Source organism: Natronorubrum amylolyticum (assembly GCF_052040145.1).
Taxonomy (GTDB): Archaea; Halobacteriota; Halobacteria; order Halobacteriales; family Natrialbaceae; genus Natronorubrum.
This window is the reverse complement of sequence record NZ_JBPPFW010000001.1, coordinates 1,051,591-1,071,828: the sequence shown is the minus strand read 5'-3', so window position 1 is coordinate 1,071,828 and position 20,238 is coordinate 1,051,591. Positions and strand designations below refer to the sequence as shown.

The following is a 20,238-nucleotide window of genomic DNA, read 5'->3' as shown; positions in this document are numbered from 1 at the left end:
ACGTGACGGTCGATTCGAAGCACACCCGATCGACCGTGCGGCGCCGTCGATCGAAGCCGCTACTGCTCCGCCAGACACTCCAGGCGCGGTGATTTGTCGGCCGTGGCCGATTCCGCCGCAACAGGTTCGTTCAAGTGGCTCTTGTCCCTTCGAATAGCTAATGGCTGATTCGACGGACGAGGATTCACCCGAGTGCCGAGCGTGTGGCGATCTCGTAGCATCGTCTACCGAGCAACGCGTCGTCACGACGCTCGAGGACAGTGAGACGGTCTACCAGCACTTCTGTAGCGACGACTGCCTCGAGAGTTGGGAATCGTAGGTCGACCGAAGCGAGCGACCGAATAGCGAGGTGGGGTACTCCCCCGTCGAATCCAGTGGAAGAGACCGGTTACTGGTTGTTCGCGACGACGCTCCCGATACCGTCGACCGGCCGGTCCGGCGTGAATTCGTCGACCTCGTCGGGTAGGCCGAGCTGGTACTCGTCGCCGTTCTCTCGGACCGACGTCCGACCGCGGTGGACCGAGACGTCGCCGTTCAGGTGGAGTTTGACGGCCTCGAGCAGGGCGTCCGCCTCGAGGGGCTGGCCCCGGTGTTTCATGTCGTCTAGCTCGGCGTCGTCGGGGACGTCGAACGCGCGCTGGGTGATGATCGGCCCCTGATCGAGGTCGGTCGTCACGTAGTGGGCGGTGACGCCGGCCACGCGGACGCCCTCCTCGATGGCCTGTCGGTACGCCTCCGCGCCGGGGAACGCGGGCAGTAGCGACGGGTGGACGTTGATGATACGGTCTTCGTAGCGGAAGACCACGTTGGGAGAGAGGATGCGCATGTACCGCGCGAGGACGATCAGGTCGACGTCGTACTCGGCGAGAAGTTCGAGGAGTTCGTCCTCGTTCTGCTGGCCGCCCTCGTCGCCGATGTCGTGGAAGGGGACGTCGTAGTGTTCGGCCAGCGGCTGGAGGTCGTCGTGATTCCCGATGACGACGCCGATATCCGCGCCGAGTTCGTCGTTGGCCCACGCCTCGAACATCGCCTCGAGGCAGTGGCTCTCCTTCGTGACGAGGACGGCGATCTGCTGACTGTCGCGGTCGGCGGGGAACCGAACCTGGACGTCGAGTCCGAGGTCGTCGCCGAGGTCGGAGAGGTCCTCCCGGAGCGTCTCTTCGGTACAGACCATCTCGGAGGTGTCGACGGCGAGGTACATGCGGAAGACGCCGTCACGGACGGCCTGATCGAGATCCTCGATGTTGATTCCGCGCTCGAACAGGAGGCTCGTCACCCGGGCGATGAGCCCGGTGTCGTCGTCCCCGATCACGGTGATTTCGGTGATGTCGGTCGTCATCGCAGCCACCTCCGCTCGGGCGAATAGCGAGTCATCAGTACGAGTTTGAGTCTACCTGTAGTCAAAAGTCCTGCTTTCCGTAGATGTTCCTGAGAACGGAACGGTACTATATTGTCCCCTATTCTTACCCACGATTAACAAATCCTGGACCAAAGTTGTTAATAATGCCGGGACTGTTGCTAGTACCGAATGACGCTCTCACGACCGATCGACGTTGTAATCGTCGGTGCCGGGCCCGCAGGAATCGGGACTGCAGTGGCACTCGAGCGGCTCGATCTCGAGTACGCCGTCCTCGAGCGCGACCGAATCGGCGCCTCGTTTCGACGGTGGCCCGACGAGATGCGACTCCTGACGCCGTCGTTCCCGGCCAACGCCTTCGGCGTGCGCGATCTGAACGCGATTACGCTCGACACCTCGCCCGCGCTCGCGCTGGACCGCGAGCACCCGACCGGCGACCAGTACGCCGACTACCTCGAGGCGGTCGCGGAGTTTCACGACCTCCCGATCGAAACCGGCGTCGACGTCGAAGCCGTCGTCCCCGACGGCGACCAACCGATCGACGAACGGAGCGAGGAGGAAGGCGACGCGGACCGAGGCGGGTTCACGCTCGAGACCAGCGAGGGAACCATCACCGCACAGTACGTCGTCTGGGCCGCGGGGCAGTACCAGTACCCCTCGGGCGGGTCGATACCGGGCGCGTCCCACGCGGTTCACGTCTCGACCATCGACTCGTGGTCGGCCCACGCCGATCGGCACTCGACCGACTCTGCCACCAAAAACCCGACTACTGACACCGAGACGGAGCCGGAACCGGAGGAACCGTCGTCGACACCGGTCGCGGCCGACGGTGCCGGCGTCGCGATCCCCGCCGCGGACGACGCCGTGATCGTTGGCGGGGCGGAGAGCGGCATCGATGCCGCACTGGGATTGGCCGAGGCCGGGCTCTCCGTCACCGTGCTGGACGACGACGGCCCGTGGCAGTATCGGAGCCCCGACCCCAGCGAGGTGTTATCGCCCCGGACGACGGAACGACTCGAGGCTGCGCTCGAGGCCGGCCGACTGATCGATCTCGTTACCGACGCGCGCGTCGCGCGAATCGAACGGGAGTCGGCGAGGGAAGCCGATATCGATCTCGATAGCGACGGGTACGCCGTCGTCACCGAGGACGGCGATCGGATTCACTCGAGTACGCCGCCGATCCTTGCAACGGGATTCGAGGGGAGTCTCACGCTCGTCGACGACCGGTTCGCGTTCGACGACCGCGGATTCCCCGAACTCACCGGTCGCGACGAATCGACCGAGACGCCGGGGCTGTTTCTCGTCGGGCCGCAGGTCGCTCACAACGGCCAGCAGTTCTGCTTCATCTACAAGTTCCGCCAGCGATTCGCCGTCGTCGCCGAAACCGTCGGTGATCGACTCGGCGTCGACACCGACCCGCTCGAGGCTTATCGCGAGAAGCGGATGCTCCTCGAGGACCTCGAGTGCTGCGAGCCGGAGTACTGCGACTGTTGAGAGAGCGAAGATAACACCGAGACGGTCGATGTGCTCCCCTGGCGGTTTTGCGTCCGCAGAAAAATCGACGGGAGAGTCGTTCCGCAGCCGGTCGTCAACGGTCGTCGATGTTTCACTCGACCGTCAGTGCGTCTCGTGAATGTGCTCGCGTAGCTCGTCGGTCTCGTCGAACGAATCATCGCAGACGGCGCAGGTGTTGTGGTGCAGCGCGACGTGCTGGGTGACGCCGGCCGCGGACTGGAACGAGTCGTCGCAGGTCGAGCAGGTGTAAGACATGACCAGTGTCGACTTACGACGCATAGGTACAAAAAGCACGAGCGGTCTATTGCCGGCAGTCGTCGAAGGCGGTCCGGCAACGCGGATCGCCACTCCGTCGGCATCTGCCGGTGGGACAGCCTTCAAACGCCTCTCTCAACGGAGGGCGGCTGCTCGGCGGCGCAGTGACGGGTCGATCGCCGTCTCTTCGGCCAGTTCCTCGAGTTCGTCGGTCGCGTTGCACTCCGCGAGTCCCTCGAGCGCCTGTCGCCGGAAGCTGGCGCGGAGACCGCTCATCTGGACGATGATCGAGAGATTCGTCCGTTCGTCCTCCTCGATCAGTCGGTCGATCGCGTCGTGTCGTTCGGTGTGGTGGACGGCCGGTTTGACAGCTGTCTGGAACGCGTTTGACATGGGTTTCGTGTTGTCGTTGTTGGGTCGGTCAGTGGTCGGTTCGAATCGAATCTCGAACCGCTCGGTTGCAGTCCGATCGCGGCTTCGGTCGGTCATCGGACGTCGTCTCGAGAGACGAACGCCGAGCCATACGCCCTGATCCACGTCTCCTCGATCGAACCGGCCGTTACCGCCGAGTAGATGGTGCAGACGTCCGGCCGATGATCGTTGCGCTCGACGTAGGCCCGATAGCACGGGGAGACGTCGCCGTCGTCCGACTGCGGACCGAGCGGCGTCGTGCTGGTATCTGCACTCGAGTCGGTGTCCGAGTTCGTGTTCCCGTCGCTCATGATGGGGGCGTCTCAGTCCGCAATTCCCAGTTCCTCCGTCGCCTCGTGGTCGTGGTCGTGTTCGTGCTCGCCGTCCGCCTCTGGCCCCTCCACTGCGTCGTCCGCCGCCGCTTCCTCCGGCGGCTCGAACGTCGGGAATCGGTCTTCGAGCGTCGACGGATCGGCGTCGAGTTCCGCCTCGGTGACCAGGCAATCGACGAGATCGCTCCGTAACGACTCGTGATCCATTTCGGTGCCAATTACGACGAGTCTGGTATTGCGGTCACCCCACTCGTCGTGCCAGCTCTCCTCGAGTTCGGGACTGTCCTCGAGTTGCTCGCGGCGCTCCTCGGTCGGGAGCGAGTCGATCCACCGGCCGCCGGGACCGACGCAAATCGACTGGCCGGCGACGTTGAGCGTGAACGCGTCGTCTTCGCGGCTGGCGATCCAGAAGTGACCCTTCGCGCGCACGACCGCGTCGGGGAACTCGTCGAGCAGGTCGGCGAACCGCTCCGGGTGGAACGGCCGTCGGGCCTCGAAGACGAACGAGGTGACGCCGTGTTCCTCCTCGGCCGAGGCGTGGGGCTGCTCGAGTTCTCGGATCCAGCCGGCGGACTGGCTCGCGGCCTCGAAGTCGAACCGGCCGGTATCGACGATGCGGTCGGGATCGATTCGGCCGTGTTCGGTGCGGACGATCTCGGCGCGAGGCTGGAGCACCTCAAGCGTCGCTTCGATCTCCTCGAGCGTGTCGTCGTCGACGAGGTCGCATTTGTTCAACAGGAGGACGTCGCAGAACTCCACTTGTTCGACGACGAGATCTCCGAGGTGTTTCTCGGTGCCGTCGTCGTCGAGCAGTTCGTCGGACTGCATCGCCGCCTGAAACTGATGGGCGTCGACGACCGTGACCGTCGTATCGAGGTGACAGCCCTCGAGCGGTTCGATACCGGTCTCCTCGTAGAACTCCGTCGGGTCGAGATCGGCCTGGTCGAAGCCCAGCGTTAGGGTCTGTGCGACGGGCAACGGCTCCGCGACGCCGGTCGACTCGACGATGATGCCGTCGAACTCGCGCTCGCGGGAGAGTTCGCCGATAGCGTCGAGCAGGTCTCCGCGCAGTTCACAGCAGATACAGCCGTTCGAGAGTTCGATCAGCTCTTCGTCTTCGTCGGCGATGTCCGAGGACTCGGCGACGAGCTCGGCGTCCACGTTTACTTCGCCCATATCGTTGACGAGTACGGCGAGCTCTCGATCGCCGCTTTCGCGGAGCACGTGGTTCAGCACGGTCGTCTTGCCGGCGCCGAGGATCCCGGACAGTACCGTAACGGGAATCGAGTTGTCGGGCATTCAGTTAACAAATACCTTTCCAATCTAATAGTAGTTATTATTCCATTCGATAGAATTATTAAACCGGCGCGGTGATACCCGGGCGAGAATGCACCGAGAGTCATGCGTCGCCGTTGGAAACGGGGAGCAGCGCTGAATGACTGACACGGACCGCGAACGGGTCGTGTTGATCGGCAAGGAGAGCGTCGGGAAATCGGCGCTCGCGGCGGGGCTTACGGGCGCAGCCCCGGCCGACGAGAACGTGGCCGGGTCGACAGTCTCGAGCGAGGTCTACCGAACCGACGACCTCGAGATCGTCGACACCCCCGGGATCACGCTCGAGGCGGATACCGAGACGACGCGGGAGGCGTTGAACAGCCTCGAGCGAGCTGAAACGGTCGCGGTCGTCGTCCCGGCGACCGATCTCGACCGGGATCTCGACGATCTCCTGCCGCTCGTGGAGGGACGAGTGGGTGCGGTGGTCGTCACGCACTGGGATCGGATCGAGGCGGTCGACGAGGCCCGGGGGGTGATCGCGGACCTCGAGTCCGACCTCGCCGTCCCCGTGATGCCCGTCGACGCGCGAGCCCTCGACCGCGTCGCGGCGGACGGCGGAATCCGAACGGAGACCGACGGTAGAGGGATCGACTACTCGGCGCTGGCGGCCGACGGCCGCGACGTGCTGGCCGCGATTCGACACACGAGTGGTCCTTCTGCTCCTTTTGCTGGCAGCGAACTGCCCGGCGAAACCGGCGTCCGAACGGGCTGGCAGCTCGAGCCACCTGCACGGATCTTCGAGCGGCCGGTTCTCGGCCCGGTCGTGAGCGCGCTCGTGCTCCTGGCTCCCGCCGCCGTCGCCGTCTGGTTCGCAAACACCGTCGCGGGCGAACTCGACCCGATCGTGGGGAGCGCACTCGAGCCCGCGATCGGCTGGGCGGAAACGCTACCGGGGCCGCTCGCGGCCGTGCTGGGCGGGGACTACGGCCTGCTCTCGATGGGGCCGTTCCTGTTCGTCTGGGCGCTGCCGACGATGCTCATCTTCGCGCTCTTTATGGGCGCGTACTCGGCCAGCGGGCTCACGATGCGGGTGACGACCGCGCTCCACCCGGTCATGCGCCGGGTCGGGCTCACCGGCCGGGACCTCGTCCGCGTCGTCATGGGATTCGGCTGCAACGTGCCCGCGGTCACGAGCACCCGAGGCTGTTCGGACTGCACCCGCTGTACGACCATCTCCGCGATTTCCTTCGGCTCGGCGTGCTCCTACCAGTTCCCCGCCACGCTCGCCGTCTTCGCCGCCGTGGGGATGCCGTGGCTCGTCGGCCCCTACCTCTTCGTTCTCGTCGTGACGACGCTGCTCTACGTCCGGTTGATCGCCCCGCTCGAGGCCCGCACTACCTCCCTCGCGGTCGACCGCCGAACCTTCCTCGAGTGGCCCCGTCCCCGCGCGATCTGGCGCGAGGCCCGTCGGTCGCTCGAGGGGTTCATCACGACGGCGCTCCCCGTCTTCGCCGTGATCTGCGTCGCCGCCGCGTTGCTCGAGTATCTCGGGGCGCTCGAGCGACTCGGCGTCGTCCTCGAGCCGGCGATGGCCCTCTTCGCCCTTCCCGCGGAAACGGCCCTGCCGGTGGTCTTCGCCGCGATTCGAAAGGACGGCATCGCGCTCCTCACGGCGGAGTCGGCCGGCGTCGCCGCGCTCTCGCCCGTCGAGGTGCTGGTCGCCGTCTACCTCGCCGGCGTCCTGTTGCCCTGTCTCGTCACCGCGTTCACGATTGCACGGGAGGTCTCGACCCGGTTCGTCGCGACGATGCTCGCCCGACAGGCCGCCGCGGCGATCGGGTTCGCACTCGTCATCGCCTGGGGTGGGCGGCTGCTGTTCTGATCGCGATTACGACCCCGACGACCGCTCGAACTCGCGGTCGACCTCGGTCTCGGCTCCCTGCACGGATGGCGTCGTGGCGTCTTCCTCGAGGTAGCGTTCGACGTCCGCGACGGTCTCCGTCTCGAGGAGCACTGCGAGCCGACGCTCGAACTCCGCGTCCGATAGCTCGCCGTCGGCGTAGCGAACGCGCAACCGCTCGAGGGCGTCTTCGGCGTCGTGATCGGTCGTCGGTTCGTCGTCGGCCGCCGGGTCGGTTTCGCCGTCGAGCGCCTCGGCGAGTTCCCTGAGCAGGTCGCCCCCGAACAGCAGGCCGAAGATGGCCAGAATGATCGCGACCGAGGAGTTGATCACCGTGAGCGCGACGAACGTTGCCAGTACGGCGACGATGACGACGGCTACCGACGGTGTCACCCCCCGAACGAGTGGCCGGTTTTCACTCATACTATCGTGTTCGTGAGAGAACACAAAAAGCCCCTCTCCAGGGACGAGATGCCGAATCCAGCCCCCGGAACCGATCCTCGCAGTCGTCTCGAGAGTAGTAATACGCCAACCATCGATACCAGCTATTAATAATCCGAAGGTGTAAAGTAATAACTCGGCATACCGTATCTCGATGCTCGAGTGTGTCATCGTCGGCGGAGGGATCCACGGCACGTACTGCTGTCAGCGACTGCTCGAGGAGACCGACCTCGAGCGCGACGACCTCCTGATCGTCGATCCGCACGATCGACTGCTCGAGTCGTTCCGGCAGAAGGCCCGCGCGTGCGAGATGGACGAACTGCGGTCGACGTTCGTCCACCACGTCGGCACCGAGCCGTTCGGTCTCGAGAACTTCGCCGAGGGACGCGACCGGACGGACGAACTCCGACCGACGCCCGGCTATCCCCGTCGGCCGACGCTGTCGCTGTTTCTCGACTACGCGGAGTACGTGATCGACCGCGCCGACCTCGAGACACTTCACCGACAGACGACCGTCGAGTCGATTCGACGGTCGGCGGACGGGACGGACTCGCTCGTCCTCGAGACGTCCGATTCTCGCATTCGGACCCGAACCTGTGTGCTGGCGATCGGCCACGGTGGCCGGTACCGGACGCCGCCGTGGGCCGCCGGTATCGACTCGGTCACTCACGTCTGGGACGGCTTCGACCCCGAGACGCCCGCCGACGAGACCGTCGTCGTCGGCGGCGGGATCACGGCCGCCCAGCTCGCGACCTGTCTCGCCGAACGCGAGCGCGAACCGGTCACGCTCTGTGCGAGACGCGACCTCGAGACGGCGACCACCGAGGCCGATCCGCGCTGGATCAACTGGAACCACATCAGTCGCCACCTCCATCGACACCCGCCCGGCTCGCGCGAGCGGTACGAAACCGTCCGCGAGGCGCGCAACGACGCGACGGTTCCGCGGACGCTGCTCGAGCGCCTCGAGACGGCGGTCGACGACGGCTCGCTGTCGATCCGCTACGGCGACGTTCGCTCCGCCCGCGAGGTCGACGGCCGGGTTCGACTCCTGCTCGAGGACGGCGGCTGTCTCTCCGCGGAGCGCGGCGTGTTGGCGACGGGCTTTGCCCCGGTCTTCGAGCACCCGTTCGTCGACCGCGTCGCCGGGGCACTCGACCTCGAGCGCGGCCATCGGGGAATGCCGGTCCTCGACGACGAGACGCTGGCGTGGTCCAAGACGGACGGAAGCGAATCGTCGGTGTTCGTCACTGGCGCATTAGCGACGGGTTCTGTCGGTCCCCTCGCGGGGAATATCGCCGGAGCGCGGCGAGGGGCGGATCGTCTGACGACGGAGATCGCAAAGCGTGAGCGCCTGCCGCTTTCGGCGGATTGAGCCCCCGTCCCGTTCGATCGGACGCTTTTTGGCTGTCTGCGGTGACTCGAGTCCGAATTCGAGCCCACCCCCTCAACCGAAGACGGCATCCGTATCGTTTTGTATGGCTGTAGAGTATTGGGACTCATGGACAAGATAAGGCCGCCGGAGCTGGACGATAGACTGTCGAACGGGGTGGAACCGTACGTCCTCGATATCCGCCCGCGTGAGAGCTACCAGCGCGGCAACATCGACGGCAGCCGGAACGTCCCGGTCTACGACGATCTTCGACGCGGCGACGACACCGCACTCCGGCAGTCGTTCGCCGCTATTCCCGATGGAAAGACGGTCGTCACGGTCTGTAAAGCGGGAATCGTCGCAAAAAAAGCAACTGCGGTCCTCGAGGAGGAAGGCTACGACGCCGTCACCCTCGCCGGCGGCATGCGAGGCTGGAACGGCTACCGGAACGGTTCGATCGGCTACCGCCTGTCGTCGACACTCGCTCGACTGTTCCGGTGAGTGTTCGGGCGGCCGCTGCTCGTTCGAGTACTGTTCGCTAGCGGCCCGTCCGTTTCCTGTCGAGCGCCGTCTGAACCGTCCCGTATCAAAAAGCGGCAAAATCGTACGGTTCGTGGACGACTATTGTCCGAACCCGGTACCGTAGCGTATGTCGGGTGCCAACCCACTACAGGCTCGGCTCCTCGAGTCCGGCGTCTATTACGGGTGGTTCGTCGCCGTCGGCTGTTTCGCCCTGTCGCTGATGACTGCCGGGACGATGTTCTCTTTCAGCGTCTTTCTCGGTCCGGTTCTCGAGGAGTTCGACCAGAGCTACGCGAACACCTCGCTGGTGTTCAGCATCCAATCGCTCGTCACGTTCAGCGGCGCCGCCGTACTCGGATTCGCGATCGATCGGTACGGTCTGCAGCGGTTGCTGGTTCTCGCCGCGGCGTTGATCTGTGTCGGATTGCTCGGCGCGAGTCAGTCGCCGTCGTTTTACTGGGTTCTCGCCTCCTACAGCGTCGTCGCTGCGGCGGGGATGGGGATCACGTTCGTCGTCGCGTACACGACGCCGCCGCGGTGGTTCGAGCGACGTCGAAGCCTGGCAACCGGCGTCGCCGTGTCGGGATGGGGCGTCGGCATCCTCGCGATGCCGCCGTTCGTGGAGGTGCTCATCGGCGCGCTCGGCTGGCAGGGAACCTACCTCGCCCTCGCGGCCATGTTTTTCGTCGCGCTCGTCGTCGCCATCGTCCTGCTCGCGGACCGACCGTCCGCGGTCGGCGCCGATACGACCGGCGAGTTCGAGGTGCCCCCGACGGCCGACGGCGGCGAACTGCGCTCGATGCGTGCACAGATCGAGACGGCGCTGTCGACGGTGAAGACGCCGCTGTTCGCCGTCGTGTTCGCCGCCATGCTGTTGATGTTCGTTCCGGCGAACGCAATCTTGGTCTACCTCGTCGACTTCGCCGATGCCGCCGGCGTGACCCGCCGAATCGGCGTCATCGCGCTCAGCATCATCGGCGGGATGAACGTCGTCGCCAAGTTTACCGCCGGCTGGGCCGCCGACGTGATCGGAACGGATCGAATGATGGCCGTCTGCGTCGTCCTGATGTGCGTGCCGATACTACTGCTCGTCGTCGTTCCAACGTCGACGTCCGTGCTCGTCCTCTCTGGGGTCTTCGGCTTCGGCTACGGCGGGACCGCCACGCTCATGTCGCCGCTGCTCGCGAACCTCTTCGGGACGGGGAACCTCAGCACGCTGTTCGGCGTGACGGCTATCGGGTTCGCCATCGCCGGAACCCTCGTGCCGTACGGCGTCGGTATGGGTATCGACCAGTTCGGTGGCTACGCGGTACCGTTCGTCGGCGCCGCCGTCGTCGGATTAGTCTCCGCCGCGCTCTTTCTCGCGGTCAGAGTCGCTCGGCCGGACGTCTGACTATCTTTCGACCGTCGAACCGCGCCGCCGTCGGCCCGTTTCGCAGAGATATTCACGAACGTGTATCACAGCGTAAACCCGAAAGCGTTTTTGAGCACGGTTACGGGGTTTCAGGTGATGACCGCCTACACCGCGACGGTGACCGTTCGACTCAAACACGGCGTGCTCGACCCCGAGGCCGAAACCACGAAACAGGCCCTCGAGCGCCTGGGCTTCGATCTCGAGGGGCTTCGCTCGGCGGACCGTTTCGAGGTCGACCTCGAGGCCGAGTCGGCCGACGCCGCGAGCGAGCGCGCGAGCGAGATGGCCGAACGCCTGCTGGCGAACCCGACCATCCACGACTACGACGTGGAGGTCGACGAGCGGTAGATGACCGTCTCGATCACACTGATCGAAACCGTCGGTCGCAACACCCGGGGGTGGCGACTGTGACGGTTTCGATCATCAGATTCGGCGGCTCGAACTGCGACCGAGACGCCGAGCGCGCCCTCGCACACCTCGAGATCGACGCCGAGATCGTCTGGCACGAGGACGGCCTGCCGGCGGAAACGTCCGGAATCGTCCTGCCGGGCGGGTTCTCCTACGGCGACTACCTGCGCGCCGGCGCGATGGCGGCGCGCTCGCCGATCATGAACGAGGTCCGCGAGGCGGCGGCCGATGGCACGCCCGTCCTCGGCGTCTGCAACGGCGCGCAGGTCGGCTGCGAGTCGGGGCTCACCGAGGGGGCGTTCACGACGAACGAGAGCGCCCGCTTCCAGTGCGAGCACGTCTACCTCCGCATCGAGCGCGACGATACGCCCTGGACGGCGGCGTACGAGGAGGGCGACGTTATCGAAGTCCCCATCGCCCACGGCGAGGGTCGCTACGAGGTCGACGACGATCGACTGGACGAACTCGAGGACGAGGGGCGGGTCCTCTTTCGCTACTGCGACGAGGACGGCGAGACCGGGCCGGACGCGAATCCGAACGGCTCGAAACACAACGTCGCGGGCGTCCTCGGCGAGCGCGAGCACGTCGCCGTCTTGATGCCCCATCCTGAACGAGCGACGCTGCCCGACGTCGGCGGGACCGACGGACAGGGGATCCTCCGCGGCTTCGAAACGGCCGCAACCGGCGTCGAATAGCCGACTGAGGCGTTCTCTCTTGCGAACTCTCGAGATGAGTCGGACGGGCTGTTCGACGACTCAGTTTCTGAGTCGAGTCGAAGAGTAATTACGTGGCGGTTCCTTGACGAGCACGAACCCTGCTGGAGGGGATGGGTGTATGGAACCAGATACGCGTCTCGTGTACGCCGACGCCGACGCGAGCGACGAGGTCGTTCAGGGGCTCCGCAACGTCTCGAAGAGCGTCACCGTCGTCGGAACCGCGGCCGGCTGTTTTGCACAGCTCTCGAGTGCCGACTGTGTCGTTCTGACGTCGAACGTGCCCGATACCGACCTCGTCGAGGGCTGTGTGCGACTCAGAGAGCACAGTCCCGGCGTTCCTATCGTGGTCTTTCCCGCCGACGGGAGCGAAGCGCTCGCCGGCGAACTGATCGCCGCCGGTGCGGACGGCTACGTCCCGCAATCTGAGGGAGTCGATCTCCTCGCCGCGCGAGTCGACGATCTGCTCGAGCGCTCGAGTACCACGACCGACGCGGACGCCGCTTCCTCCACCCGTCCTGACGCCGACAGCCGCGCTCGTTCCAACGCCGACAGCCACGGTCGTTCGGACGCCGACAGCTACGCCCGCCCCGACGGTTGCGCCACGCTCGAGACGGATGGCAAACCTGGAACACCGGCGATCACCCCCGAGGACGGCCCGGAGACGGACTCCGCGGATCGGCTCGCGATGCTCGTCGACCGATCGCCGTTCGCGATCATCGAGTGGACCCTCGAGTTCGAGGTTGCGTCCTGGAACCCCGCTGCAACGGAGCTGTTCGGCTACACCGCGACGGAAGCGCACGGCGAACACGGGATCGAGTTGCTCGTTCCCGAGTCGGCACGGGAGTCGGTGATCAATCACTGGAATCAGTTGCTCGTCGGGGACGGCCCCGCCAACGCCGGCTGGCAGACCTCACAGAACGTCTCCAAAGACGGCTCGGTACTCTCCTGTGAGTGGTACAACACGCCGACCTTCGACGACGGGGACGTCGTTGGGGTCCGCTCGTTCGTCCAGGACGTCACGGCCGAGCGCAAACGCGCGAACGCCCTCGAGGCACTTCAAGAGACGACACACGAGCTGATGCGCGCCGAGTCGGTCGACGAAATCGCCTCGATCGTCACCGACGCGACCGAACACATCCTCGATCGGTCGCTCGCTGCACTCCGATTCTACGACGACGAGACAGAAACGCTCGAACTCGTCGCGGGGACGTCGGCGCTCGAGGCGAACACCGGTGACATCACCAGGATCGGACCCGGAAACGACATTCTCTGGCGGACCTACAGCGACGGCGACCCGGTCATTCTCGACGACGCTTCGCGAGAGATGGTCCCCTACGACATCGATATCGAGTTCGGTACCGCCGTCGTCCACCCGCTCGGCGACCACGGGCTCTTGTCCGTCGCTGCCTCGGGCGACGACGAGCTCGAGCTCGCCGAGATTCACCTCGTTCACGTACTCGCCGCGACGGCCGAAGCGGCGCTCGATCGAGCGGCGCGTGATCGGGAGCTCGAACAGACGAAGACGATCGTCGAAACGATCGGCGACAGCGTCTACGCCCTCGACCGAGACGGCGTTTTCATCACGGTCAACGACAGATTGACCGAGGCGACGGGCTACGACCGCGACGAACTCGTCGGCGGACACGCCTCGACGGTCCTCACCGACGAGAGCGTCGAACGCGGTCGCAAACGGGTTCGCGCGCTCGTCTCGGCCGACGAGGATCGAGTCGCGACCTACGAGATCACGCTGGTGACGCGCGACGGCGACCGCGTTCCGTGTGAGGTCAACACGACGCTGTTGCGGGGCGACGGCGCGCTCGAGGGCTCTGCCGGGGTCGTCCGCGACGTCAGCGACCGCAAACGGATGGAGCGGGAACTCGTCGACCACAAGGCGAAGATCGAGCGACTGCACGAAGTCGCCTCACAGCTCGACGACTGCGAGAGCACGGTGGAGATCGCCGAGCTCACCGTCGAGGCGGCCGCGGACGTCCTCGAGTTCGACGTCTGCGTCGTCGACCGCGCCGAGGGCGAGCATCTCGTCAAGGAAGCTGTTTCGGCGTCGCTCGACGGCGACTTTCACCGGCGTATCGGCGTGGACGAGGGGATCGCCGGCATGACGTACCGAACCGGGGAGACCAACCGGTTCGACGATATTCGAACGGTGCCTGTCGCCGAGCCGGGGGCCGAGGAGTTTCGCTCGGTGCTGTCGGTGCCGATCAACGGCTGGGGCGTCTTCCAGACGGTCTCGACCGAGGTCGGTGCGTTCACGCAAGAGGACGAGGATCTGGCGGAGCTGCTGCTCTCTCACGTGACCGACGCGCTCGAGCGACTCACGTTCGAGGAACAGCTGCGGACCGAACGCGACCGATTCGCCGCACTGTTCGAGAACGTCCCCGACGCCGTCGTCAGCGCGCGCCAGACCGACGGTGACACGATCGCCGAATCGGTCAACCCGGCGTTCGAACGCCTCTTCGGGTACGAGGAGTCGTCGCTCGTCGACGAACCGCTCCACCAGTTTATCGTCCCTGCCGACGAGGAATCCGAGGCCGAAGCGATCACACAACGCAGCAGTCGGGGTGAAATCGTCGAGGCGGAGGTCAAACGCCGAACCGCCGACGGCTTGCGCGATTTCATGCTCCGAGCCGTACCCGTCGAGATGAACGAGTCTTCGAGCGGTACGTTCGGCGTCTACACCGACATCACCGACCGGAAACAGCGCCAGAAACGCGTCGAAATCCTGAATCGCGTGCTGCGACACGACATGCGAAACGGGATGAACATCATCGACGGCTGTGCGGAGATGCTCGCCGAGGCCGTCGACGACGACGACGTCGAGTACGCGACGACGATCCAGGAGCGAGCGGGCGAACTCATCGGACTCGCCGAGCAAACTCGCGCCGTCGAACGCGTCCTCGAGCGCGAGTCGACAACCGCGGGACCGATCGACGTCGCAGACGCTATCGCCGAGGCGACCGCGCGACTCGAGAGCAGCTATCCCGACGTCGAACTCACCAGTTCGATCCCCGAGCGAACGTTCGCGCGGACCAACGAGTCGCTCCAGACGGCGCTGTTCCAGATCCTCGAGAACGCCGTCGAACACAACGATTCGTCGTCGCCGACGATCGATATCTCGGTCTGCGATCGGACGGACAACGGGATGCTGGCGATCTCCGTCGCCGACGACGGCCCCGGGATGCCCGACGAAGAGCGCGAACTGTTGCAGGGCGACCGGGAGATCACGCAGCTCCGCCACACGAGCGGGCTCGGTCTCTGGCTGGTCAACCTCGTCGTCACCCAGTCGGGCGGTCAACTCACCTTCGAGTCGAACGAGCCGCGGGGAACGGTCGTCACGATCGAGATTCCACAGGCCGACACCGAACTCGTCCAGTCGACGGGTGACAGTACGGCGACCGGCGATTAATGGATTGCAGGAGAAACGAGATGTGTCCCGTCGTTCACCACGGGGTGGATGTCATCGCGTCAGCGGCTGATTGAAACTCCGTTCGCGCTCCATAACGGTGTCCCAGGTCAGTTCACACTCACAGGAAACCTGCTCGAAGACGCTGGGATCCTGTCGGAGGTCGAAGTCCTTGATGGCCTTCTGGACGAGATCGTCACACTCCGTGCAGTTGTGCGGCCCGCGATCGGAGCCGTGACCGACGGGGTCGGAGACGACGATGGCATCGACGTCGGCCGTCTCCTCGAGGACGTGGGCCACCGACCAGAGCCACGGCGGGCGGTAGCCGTCGTTGAAGTAGAGTTCGTCGACCATCGTGTACCGCTGGACGTTACACGGGTTCATCGAGACGGTGTGGCAGCCGGAGACGTCGGCACAGCGCTCGATCGAGGAGATCATGTCGGCGACGGCTTCGGACTCCGTGAGGAACGGCGGCTTCATCAGCAGGTAGGCCTTGATCCCAGCGTCCGCGACGTCGCCCGCTTCGGCGTCGGCCGCGGCGGCTTCCGCGCAGGCGTCCTCGAAGTCCGCGAAGTCGAAATACTTGTTCACGCAGTCGTGGCGAACGCGGTCGGTCGCCGTCTCGAGACCGATCGCGATGTCGGTGTCGATGCCGTGGCCCGCGAAGTCGGCGATCTTCTCACGGTCGACGAAGTCGGGGAGGGACTCGAGGACGATGCGCTCCCGATCCGCGAACGTCTCGCCGATCGCTTTCCGGGTCTCGGCACCGACCTCGCGCTCGTCTAAGAACGAGCCGGAGGTGTAGATCTTGATAAGCTCGGCGGGTTCGTCGGCGTTCTCCGCCTCGTGTGCGAGACAGACGTCGATCTGGTCCATCAGCGCCTCGTGGCTCACGCTGCCGCCGTCGACGCTCTCGGCGACGTAGCCACACATGGTACAGCCGCCGGCGCGGGCCCAGCGACAGCCGCCCGTATTGAGGATGATCGTCAGACTCGTCTTAACGCCGCCGGGGGTGTTGTCCTCGTCGAGCCAGACGCGGGTCGGCTCGTGGGGGTCGTAGCTCGCCTCCTTGCGCGAGCGAATCTCCCGCATCACCTGGTTGTGGGCGTCCATGCCCTTGCCCTGCTCGTAGACGTCGGGCGTGGGTTTACTCATTATCAGGGGCAAGCAGCCCAGCGCCTAAAGCGCCTTCGTCTGGGGTCGTCGGCCGTCCCGTTCTCGAGCGACTGACTCGAGACCGTCCGATCCGGCTCCGAACCGAACTCGGTGCCGTAAACGAGTCGGTCGGCTATCACGCGGCCGCTATCGTAATCTCGCCGTCGCGTCGAACGGCCACGTCGTAGCCGCAGTAGGTGAACCGAACCGTCGCCGGCGACCGCGAGTTACGTGCCGTCGAGGCGTCCACGAGCGAATTCAGCGCTTCGGGATCGATGGCGTCGTACAGGGGCGGAAGCGTTACCGGATCCGTTTCCTCGAGGGCGGCGATCCGCTCGACGATGGAGAGGCTAGCTGTGCTGTCCGTCGACTCCGGAGCGAACGAAAGCATCTCTTCTGTCATACCGTTCCGTCCGCCGGTGGCACCCTCGTATCTACTGTCGTACTCTTCTTCGTATTATATGGGGGCGGATACACCCTCCACAGTCCCTCTCGAGAAGCGAGTTAGTCGTCGAACGTGTGGCGGAGCACTTTGGCCATAATTCGCCGCAGATGCGTCGACAGCGTGGAGGGTGAGATCCCGAGTTCGTCGGCGACTGCCGCCGCGTCGGCGCCGTCGGGTTCGAAGTAGCCCATTCGAGCTGCGGTGCGGGCAACCTCGCGCTGGCGGTCGGTGAGGGCTGCCTCGAGCCCGTCGCCGGTCGCGGGCCCTGCTTGAGGACCGGTGCTGTACAGTTTCTCGAGGTGGAACTCCACGCCTTCGTCGCGACAGTATTTCCAGTAGTCGCCGAGGCGCTCCCTGTTCGGGGCTAGCAGCCGGAACTGCCACCCGCGATCCGTGTTCCGAATCGAGAGCACCTGTAGTCCGAGGTCGGCTATTTCGGGAGTCGTGAACTTGGCGTCCGAAGCCACGTAGATCTGATAGATGCGACAGTCCGTGAAATCCATCGTTACCTCCCACTCGGCTACGGTGTGATCGGTCTCGAGCAGGGACTCGAACGCCGAGAAGTCGGTATCGGATACCGAGTAGAAGATGATCGGTCCGGGTCGCTCCGGGTACGAGAGCGGCTGTGACTCGACCGCGATCGTCGTCCCGGAGACGTCCCGAACGGTCGGCGTCAGCGGGAGATCGTCGTGCGAAACGACCAACTCGGCGATGAAACGCTGTCCCATCGAATCAGGTGACGCTCACAGAGTTGGAACCGGGCTCGTTACAAACGCATCTCCCGCGTCTCGATCGCGTCGCAGGTGGGACAGACGAACTGGTACGTAACGCGACTTCCAGTGGTCGTAACACGCCAGCTGCCGTCGCTGTCGTGGTACCCACACGCCGGGCACTCTGGTTCCGACTTGTCGAATTTCGCTCGGAGTTGTTCGAACGGTGATCTGTACGCAGACATGTGTCACACTATGTCATGAGGAACCATAACATTCGGGGGTACCTGTTCGCCGAGTAACCCGTTCGTCCCATCACCGAGGTTCTTAGGAGTTCCCCCTCCAAGGACGTGTATGGAGAACGCCGACGCGGAGTACGGTGGCGGGGGACGGGCCACATCGGCGGCCGTAGCGCTCGAGGCCGTCGTTGATCCCGTCGTTGCCGTCACGAGTGGGACGATCACGTACGCGAACGGCGCGGCGCGGAACACGTTCGGACTGGACGCTGACGGACACGAAACCGGCGCGGGCGAGTGGGAGGCGGCGACCGTGTTCGCGTCGTGGCCGCGACTCGAGGACGAGATCCACGAGACGACGGCCGGCACGGTTCGTCGCGTGACGCTCGAAATCGCCGGCGACAGCGGTGACGAGATCGCTGGCGATCGGTACGACGCCCGGATCCATCGGTCGACCGACAGCGCGACGATCACCTTCGATCGAGCGGCCGAGGAGACCGACGAGACTCCGTCGCCGGCCGACAGCGACCGCGCGATCAAAGACCGGGCAATCAACGAGGCACCGGTCGGGATCACGATCTCCGATCCGGACCGCGAGGACAACCCGCTCGTCTACGTCAACGACGCTTATCAGGAGATGACCGGCTACGACTACGACGACGTCATCGGCCGCAACTGCCGATTCCTGCAGGGTGAGGACTCGAGCGAGGACGCGATCGCGGAGATGGCGGCCGCGATCGACGAGGATCGGCCGGTTACGGTCGAACTGAAGAACTACCGCAAGGACGGGACCGAGTTCTGGAACGAGGTGACGATCGCTCCCGTCCGCAACGAGGCGGGAACGGTCACCAACTACGTCGGATTCCAGAACAACATCACGGCTCGCAAGGAAGCCGAACTCGCGCTCGAAACCCGGACCGAGGAACTCGAGTACCTCCTCGAGCGAATCGAGGGGTTGATTCAGGACGTCACGGACGTCGTCGCCGGTGCAACCGATCGCTCCGGCCTCGAGACCGACGTCTGCGAGCGGATCGCCGCGGAGACGGGCTACGACGGCGCGTGGATCGGCGAGCGAAATCCCGCGACGGGGACGATCGACGTCCGAGCGAGCGCCGGCGACTGCGGCGACACGACGGACGGCATCGCTACCGACGGCGACCACCCCGCGGCCACCGCACTCGCCGAGACCGAGGCGGCTACCGGAACGCTCGAGGGAACGACCCACGCGTCGTTCCCGCTGTCGTACAACGGGATCGAGTACGGCGTCCTCACCGTTCGAACTGATCGCGACCGACCGATCGACGACCGGGAGACGGTGATTCTCTCCGCGCTGGCTCGCGCGGTCGCGAGCGGTGTCAACGCCAGAGAAACCAGCCGCGTCCTCGAAACCGACGCCGTCGTCGCCGTCGAACTCACGCTCGCCGACACGGCCGTCGCTCCCGTCGCCATCTCCGCGGCGGCGGACTGTCGGCTCGAGTACCGTCGCTCGGTGCACCGCACCGACGACGAGACGATGTCGCTGTTCACCGTCACCGGCCCCGACGCGACCGCGGAGGCCCTCGAGGCGGCCGCGGCCGACGCCGGCCTCGACTGTCGGATCGTCGTCGAGCGCGAGTCGGAGTGTCTGATCGAACTCGCCGGCGGGGACGACCTCGTCGGCTGGCTCTCCGAAAGAGGCGTCCGCACCGGCGCGATCGAGAGCGAGGACGGACGCGCCAGCCTCACGCTCGAGATCCCTCGCTCGGCGAACGTCCGTTCGATCGTCGAAGCCGTCGAAGATCGGTACGAGGGGACGGACGTCGTCTCGTTCCAGCAGCGCGACCGCGACCCGGAGACGCGCCAGGAGTTCGCGGCGCGACTCGAGCGCGACCTCACCGATCGGCAGTTCGCCGCGTTGCAGCGCGCGTATCTCAGCGGCTACTTCGAGTGGCCCCGGCCGACGACCGGCGAGGAACTCGCCCAGACGATGGGCGTCTCGCGGCCGACGTTCCACGAACACCTGCGAACGGCCGAAGCGAAACTCTGCCGCGCGCTCTTCGACGAGGAAACACTCTCGGGCTGACACCGACGACTGAATGCCAGGCTTACCCGATTATAGTCGGGACTTAGGAATCTGGACGGTCGCCGAGGTTTATCTATCAGGTCGTGATAGCTCGGGCTATGCTCGATATCGCAACGTCGGTACCACTGCAGATGGGCGGCGGCGGCTTCCTGTACTGGGCGCTAATCTTCTTCGTGCTCGCGATCGTCGCCGCGGCGGTCGGCGCCCGCGGCGTCGCCGGCATCTCGATGGAGATCGCCCGCATCTTCGTGCTGATCTTCATCATCCTCGCGATCGTCGCGCTCCTCCTGTAGCGGT

At 65.4% G+C, this 20,238-nt stretch carries 21 protein-coding genes; 11 read left to right on the top strand and 10 right to left on the bottom strand.

Annotated elements, in window-relative coordinates:
- Window positions 1-160 precede the first annotated feature (160 nt).
- Window positions 161-319 carry a DUF7576 family protein gene (locus ACSFDB_RS05470; protein WP_440769998.1) on the top strand — a complete coding sequence of 53 codons (159 nt, stop codon included), beginning with the start codon at window positions 161-163 and terminating at the stop codon, window positions 317-319.
- A 69-nt stretch (window positions 320-388) separates the two neighbouring features.
- Here ACSFDB_RS05470 and ACSFDB_RS05465 read toward each other — a convergent pair whose 3' ends face one another.
- The gene (locus tag ACSFDB_RS05465) at window positions 389-1,339 is read right to left on the bottom strand and encodes a formyltetrahydrofolate deformylase (protein ID WP_440769997.1); all 951 of its coding nucleotides are present in this window, start codon (window positions 1,337-1,339) and stop codon (window positions 389-391) included.
- Window positions 1,340-1,528: 189 nt separating this feature from the next.
- On the opposite strand from ACSFDB_RS05465, the gene ACSFDB_RS05460 reads away from it, so the two are divergent.
- The gene (locus ACSFDB_RS05460; RefSeq protein ID WP_440769996.1) at window positions 1,529-2,851 is read left to right on the top strand and encodes an NAD(P)/FAD-dependent oxidoreductase; all 1,323 of its coding nucleotides are present in this window, start codon (window positions 1,529-1,531) and stop codon (window positions 2,849-2,851) included.
- Between the two features lie 123 nt (window positions 2,852-2,974).
- Here ACSFDB_RS05460 and ACSFDB_RS05455 read toward each other — a convergent pair whose 3' ends face one another.
- The 4 genes from ACSFDB_RS05455 to ACSFDB_RS05440 form a co-directional block, all read right to left on the bottom strand.
- The gene (locus tag ACSFDB_RS05455; protein WP_440769995.1) at window positions 2,975-3,127 is read right to left on the bottom strand and encodes a C2H2-type zinc finger protein; all 153 of its coding nucleotides are present in this window, start codon (window positions 3,125-3,127) and stop codon (window positions 2,975-2,977) included.
- Window positions 3,128-3,262: 135 nt separating this feature from the next.
- Window positions 3,263-3,616, bottom strand: coding sequence for a hypothetical protein (locus ACSFDB_RS05450; RefSeq protein ID WP_440769994.1), 354 nt, complete (start codon window positions 3,614-3,616; stop codon window positions 3,263-3,265).
- Window positions 3,613-3,849 (bottom strand): DUF7511 domain-containing protein, encoded by a 237-nt coding sequence (locus ACSFDB_RS05445; protein ID WP_440769993.1) that lies wholly within the window; start codon window positions 3,847-3,849, stop codon window positions 3,613-3,615. The genes ACSFDB_RS05450 and ACSFDB_RS05445 overlap by 4 nt, the downstream gene beginning before the upstream one ends.
- 12 nt (window positions 3,850-3,861) lie before the next feature.
- Window positions 3,862-5,169: a GTP-binding protein gene (locus ACSFDB_RS05440; protein WP_440769992.1), complete on the bottom strand. Its 1,308-nt coding sequence runs from the start codon at window positions 5,167-5,169 to the stop codon at window positions 3,862-3,864.
- A gap of 136 nt (window positions 5,170-5,305) precedes the next feature.
- Between ACSFDB_RS05440 and ACSFDB_RS05435 the strand changes: the two genes are divergently transcribed.
- Entirely contained in the window at window positions 5,306-7,027 is a 1,722-nt protein-coding gene (locus ACSFDB_RS05435) for a nucleoside recognition domain-containing protein (protein WP_440769991.1), read from the top strand.
- A 6-nt stretch (window positions 7,028-7,033) separates the two neighbouring features.
- Here ACSFDB_RS05435 and ACSFDB_RS05430 read toward each other — a convergent pair whose 3' ends face one another.
- The gene (locus ACSFDB_RS05430) at window positions 7,034-7,468 is read right to left on the bottom strand and encodes an SHOCT domain-containing protein (protein WP_440769990.1); all 435 of its coding nucleotides are present in this window, start codon (window positions 7,466-7,468) and stop codon (window positions 7,034-7,036) included.
- Between the two features lie 172 nt (window positions 7,469-7,640).
- Between ACSFDB_RS05430 and ACSFDB_RS05425 the strand changes: the two genes are divergently transcribed.
- From ACSFDB_RS05425 to ACSFDB_RS05400, 6 genes are all read left to right on the top strand, one after another.
- Window positions 7,641-8,858, top strand: a complete 1,218-nt coding sequence (locus ACSFDB_RS05425) for an FAD/NAD(P)-binding protein (RefSeq protein WP_440769989.1) — start codon at window positions 7,641-7,643, stop codon at window positions 8,856-8,858.
- Between the two features lie 126 nt (window positions 8,859-8,984).
- Window positions 8,985-9,356: a rhodanese-like domain-containing protein gene (locus ACSFDB_RS05420; protein ID WP_440769988.1), complete on the top strand. Its 372-nt coding sequence runs from the start codon at window positions 8,985-8,987 to the stop codon at window positions 9,354-9,356.
- Between the two features lie 148 nt (window positions 9,357-9,504).
- Window positions 9,505-10,770, top strand: a complete 1,266-nt coding sequence (locus ACSFDB_RS05415) for an MFS transporter (protein WP_440769987.1) — start codon at window positions 9,505-9,507, stop codon at window positions 10,768-10,770.
- Between the two features lie 117 nt (window positions 10,771-10,887).
- Window positions 10,888-11,139, top strand: a complete 252-nt coding sequence (purS, locus tag ACSFDB_RS05410) for a phosphoribosylformylglycinamidine synthase subunit PurS (RefSeq protein WP_006088971.1) — start codon at window positions 10,888-10,890, stop codon at window positions 11,137-11,139.
- A 59-nt stretch (window positions 11,140-11,198) separates the two neighbouring features.
- Window positions 11,199-11,894, top strand: a complete 696-nt coding sequence (purQ, locus tag ACSFDB_RS05405) for a phosphoribosylformylglycinamidine synthase I (protein ID WP_440769986.1) — start codon at window positions 11,199-11,201, stop codon at window positions 11,892-11,894.
- Window positions 11,895-12,033: 139 nt separating this feature from the next.
- A complete protein-coding gene (locus tag ACSFDB_RS05400) occupies window positions 12,034-15,336 on the top strand; it encodes a PAS domain S-box protein (RefSeq protein ID WP_440769985.1) in 3,303 nt (1,100 codons plus the stop codon).
- A gap of 51 nt (window positions 15,337-15,387) precedes the next feature.
- On the opposite strand, the gene ACSFDB_RS05395 is transcribed toward ACSFDB_RS05400, so the two are convergent.
- From ACSFDB_RS05395 to ACSFDB_RS05380, 4 genes are all read right to left on the bottom strand, one after another.
- Window positions 15,388-16,488, bottom strand: a complete 1,101-nt coding sequence (locus tag ACSFDB_RS05395; RefSeq protein ID WP_440769984.1) for an archaeosine biosynthesis radical SAM protein RaSEA — start codon at window positions 16,486-16,488, stop codon at window positions 15,388-15,390.
- Between the two features lie 136 nt (window positions 16,489-16,624).
- Window positions 16,625-16,891 carry a DdfA family disk-determining factor gene (ddfA, locus tag ACSFDB_RS05390; protein WP_440769983.1) on the bottom strand — a complete coding sequence of 89 codons (267 nt, stop codon included), beginning with the start codon at window positions 16,889-16,891 and terminating at the stop codon, window positions 16,625-16,627.
- Between the two features lie 101 nt (window positions 16,892-16,992).
- Window positions 16,993-17,661: a helix-turn-helix domain-containing protein gene (locus ACSFDB_RS05385; RefSeq protein ID WP_440769982.1), complete on the bottom strand. Its 669-nt coding sequence runs from the start codon at window positions 17,659-17,661 to the stop codon at window positions 16,993-16,995.
- A gap of 38 nt (window positions 17,662-17,699) precedes the next feature.
- Window positions 17,700-17,888: an HVO_0649 family zinc finger protein gene (locus ACSFDB_RS05380; RefSeq protein WP_440769981.1), complete on the bottom strand. Its 189-nt coding sequence runs from the start codon at window positions 17,886-17,888 to the stop codon at window positions 17,700-17,702.
- A 109-nt stretch (window positions 17,889-17,997) separates the two neighbouring features.
- On the opposite strand from ACSFDB_RS05380, the gene ACSFDB_RS05375 reads away from it, so the two are divergent.
- Window positions 17,998-19,941, top strand: coding sequence for a bacterio-opsin activator domain-containing protein (locus ACSFDB_RS05375; protein ID WP_440769980.1), 1,944 nt, complete (start codon window positions 17,998-18,000; stop codon window positions 19,939-19,941).
- 98 nt (window positions 19,942-20,039) lie between these two features.
- Entirely contained in the window at window positions 20,040-20,234 is a 195-nt protein-coding gene (locus tag ACSFDB_RS05370; protein ID WP_006088979.1) for a DUF1328 family protein, read from the top strand.
- The last annotated feature ends 4 nt before the right edge of the window (window positions 20,235-20,238 follow it).

What these genes read in the sequence shown, in the direction of transcription:
- ACSFDB_RS05425 (WP_440769989.1), top strand. Translation starts at nt 7,641, where the DNA reads ATGCTCGAGTGTGTCATCGTCGGCGGAGGGATCCACGGCACGTACTGC.
- ACSFDB_RS05435 (WP_440769991.1), top strand. Translation starts at nt 5,306, where the DNA reads ATGACTGACACGGACCGCGAACGGGTCGTGTTGATCGGCAAGGAGAGC.
- ACSFDB_RS05460 (WP_440769996.1), top strand. Translation starts at nt 1,529, where the DNA reads ATGACGCTCTCACGACCGATCGACGTTGTAATCGTCGGTGCCGGGCCC.
- ACSFDB_RS05375 (WP_440769980.1), top strand. Translation starts at nt 17,998, where the DNA reads ATGGAGAACGCCGACGCGGAGTACGGTGGCGGGGGACGGGCCACATCG.
- ACSFDB_RS05420 (WP_440769988.1), top strand. Translation starts at nt 8,985, where the DNA reads ATGGACAAGATAAGGCCGCCGGAGCTGGACGATAGACTGTCGAACGGG.
- ACSFDB_RS05465 (WP_440769997.1), bottom strand. Translation starts at nt 1,339, where the DNA reads ATGACGACCGACATCACCGAAATCACCGTGATCGGGGACGACGACACC.
- ACSFDB_RS05370 (WP_006088979.1), top strand. Translation starts at nt 20,040, where the DNA reads ATGCTCGATATCGCAACGTCGGTACCACTGCAGATGGGCGGCGGCGGC.
- ACSFDB_RS05430 (WP_440769990.1), bottom strand. Translation starts at nt 7,468, where the DNA reads ATGAGTGAAAACCGGCCACTCGTTCGGGGGGTGACACCGTCGGTAGCC.
- ddfA (WP_440769983.1), bottom strand. Translation starts at nt 16,891, where the DNA reads ATGACAGAAGAGATGCTTTCGTTCGCTCCGGAGTCGACGGACAGCACA.
- ACSFDB_RS05445 (WP_440769993.1), bottom strand. Translation starts at nt 3,849, where the DNA reads ATGAGCGACGGGAACACGAACTCGGACACCGACTCGAGTGCAGATACC.
- ACSFDB_RS05440 (WP_440769992.1), bottom strand. Translation starts at nt 5,169, where the DNA reads ATGCCCGACAACTCGATTCCCGTTACGGTACTGTCCGGGATCCTCGGC.
- ACSFDB_RS05455 (WP_440769995.1), bottom strand. Translation starts at nt 3,127, where the DNA reads ATGTCTTACACCTGCTCGACCTGCGACGACTCGTTCCAGTCCGCGGCC.
- ACSFDB_RS05470 (WP_440769998.1), top strand. Translation starts at nt 161, where the DNA reads ATGGCTGATTCGACGGACGAGGATTCACCCGAGTGCCGAGCGTGTGGC.
- ACSFDB_RS05450 (WP_440769994.1), bottom strand. Translation starts at nt 3,616, where the DNA reads ATGACCGACCGAAGCCGCGATCGGACTGCAACCGAGCGGTTCGAGATT.
- purS (WP_006088971.1), top strand. Translation starts at nt 10,888, where the DNA reads ATGACCGCCTACACCGCGACGGTGACCGTTCGACTCAAACACGGCGTG.
- ACSFDB_RS05380 (WP_440769981.1), bottom strand. Translation starts at nt 17,888, where the DNA reads ATGTCTGCGTACAGATCACCGTTCGAACAACTCCGAGCGAAATTCGAC.
- ACSFDB_RS05415 (WP_440769987.1), top strand. Translation starts at nt 9,505, where the DNA reads ATGTCGGGTGCCAACCCACTACAGGCTCGGCTCCTCGAGTCCGGCGTC.
- ACSFDB_RS05395 (WP_440769984.1), bottom strand. Translation starts at nt 16,488, where the DNA reads ATGAGTAAACCCACGCCCGACGTCTACGAGCAGGGCAAGGGCATGGAC.
- ACSFDB_RS05385 (WP_440769982.1), bottom strand. Translation starts at nt 17,661, where the DNA reads ATGGGACAGCGTTTCATCGCCGAGTTGGTCGTTTCGCACGACGATCTC.
- ACSFDB_RS05400 (WP_440769985.1), top strand. Translation starts at nt 12,034, where the DNA reads ATGGAACCAGATACGCGTCTCGTGTACGCCGACGCCGACGCGAGCGAC.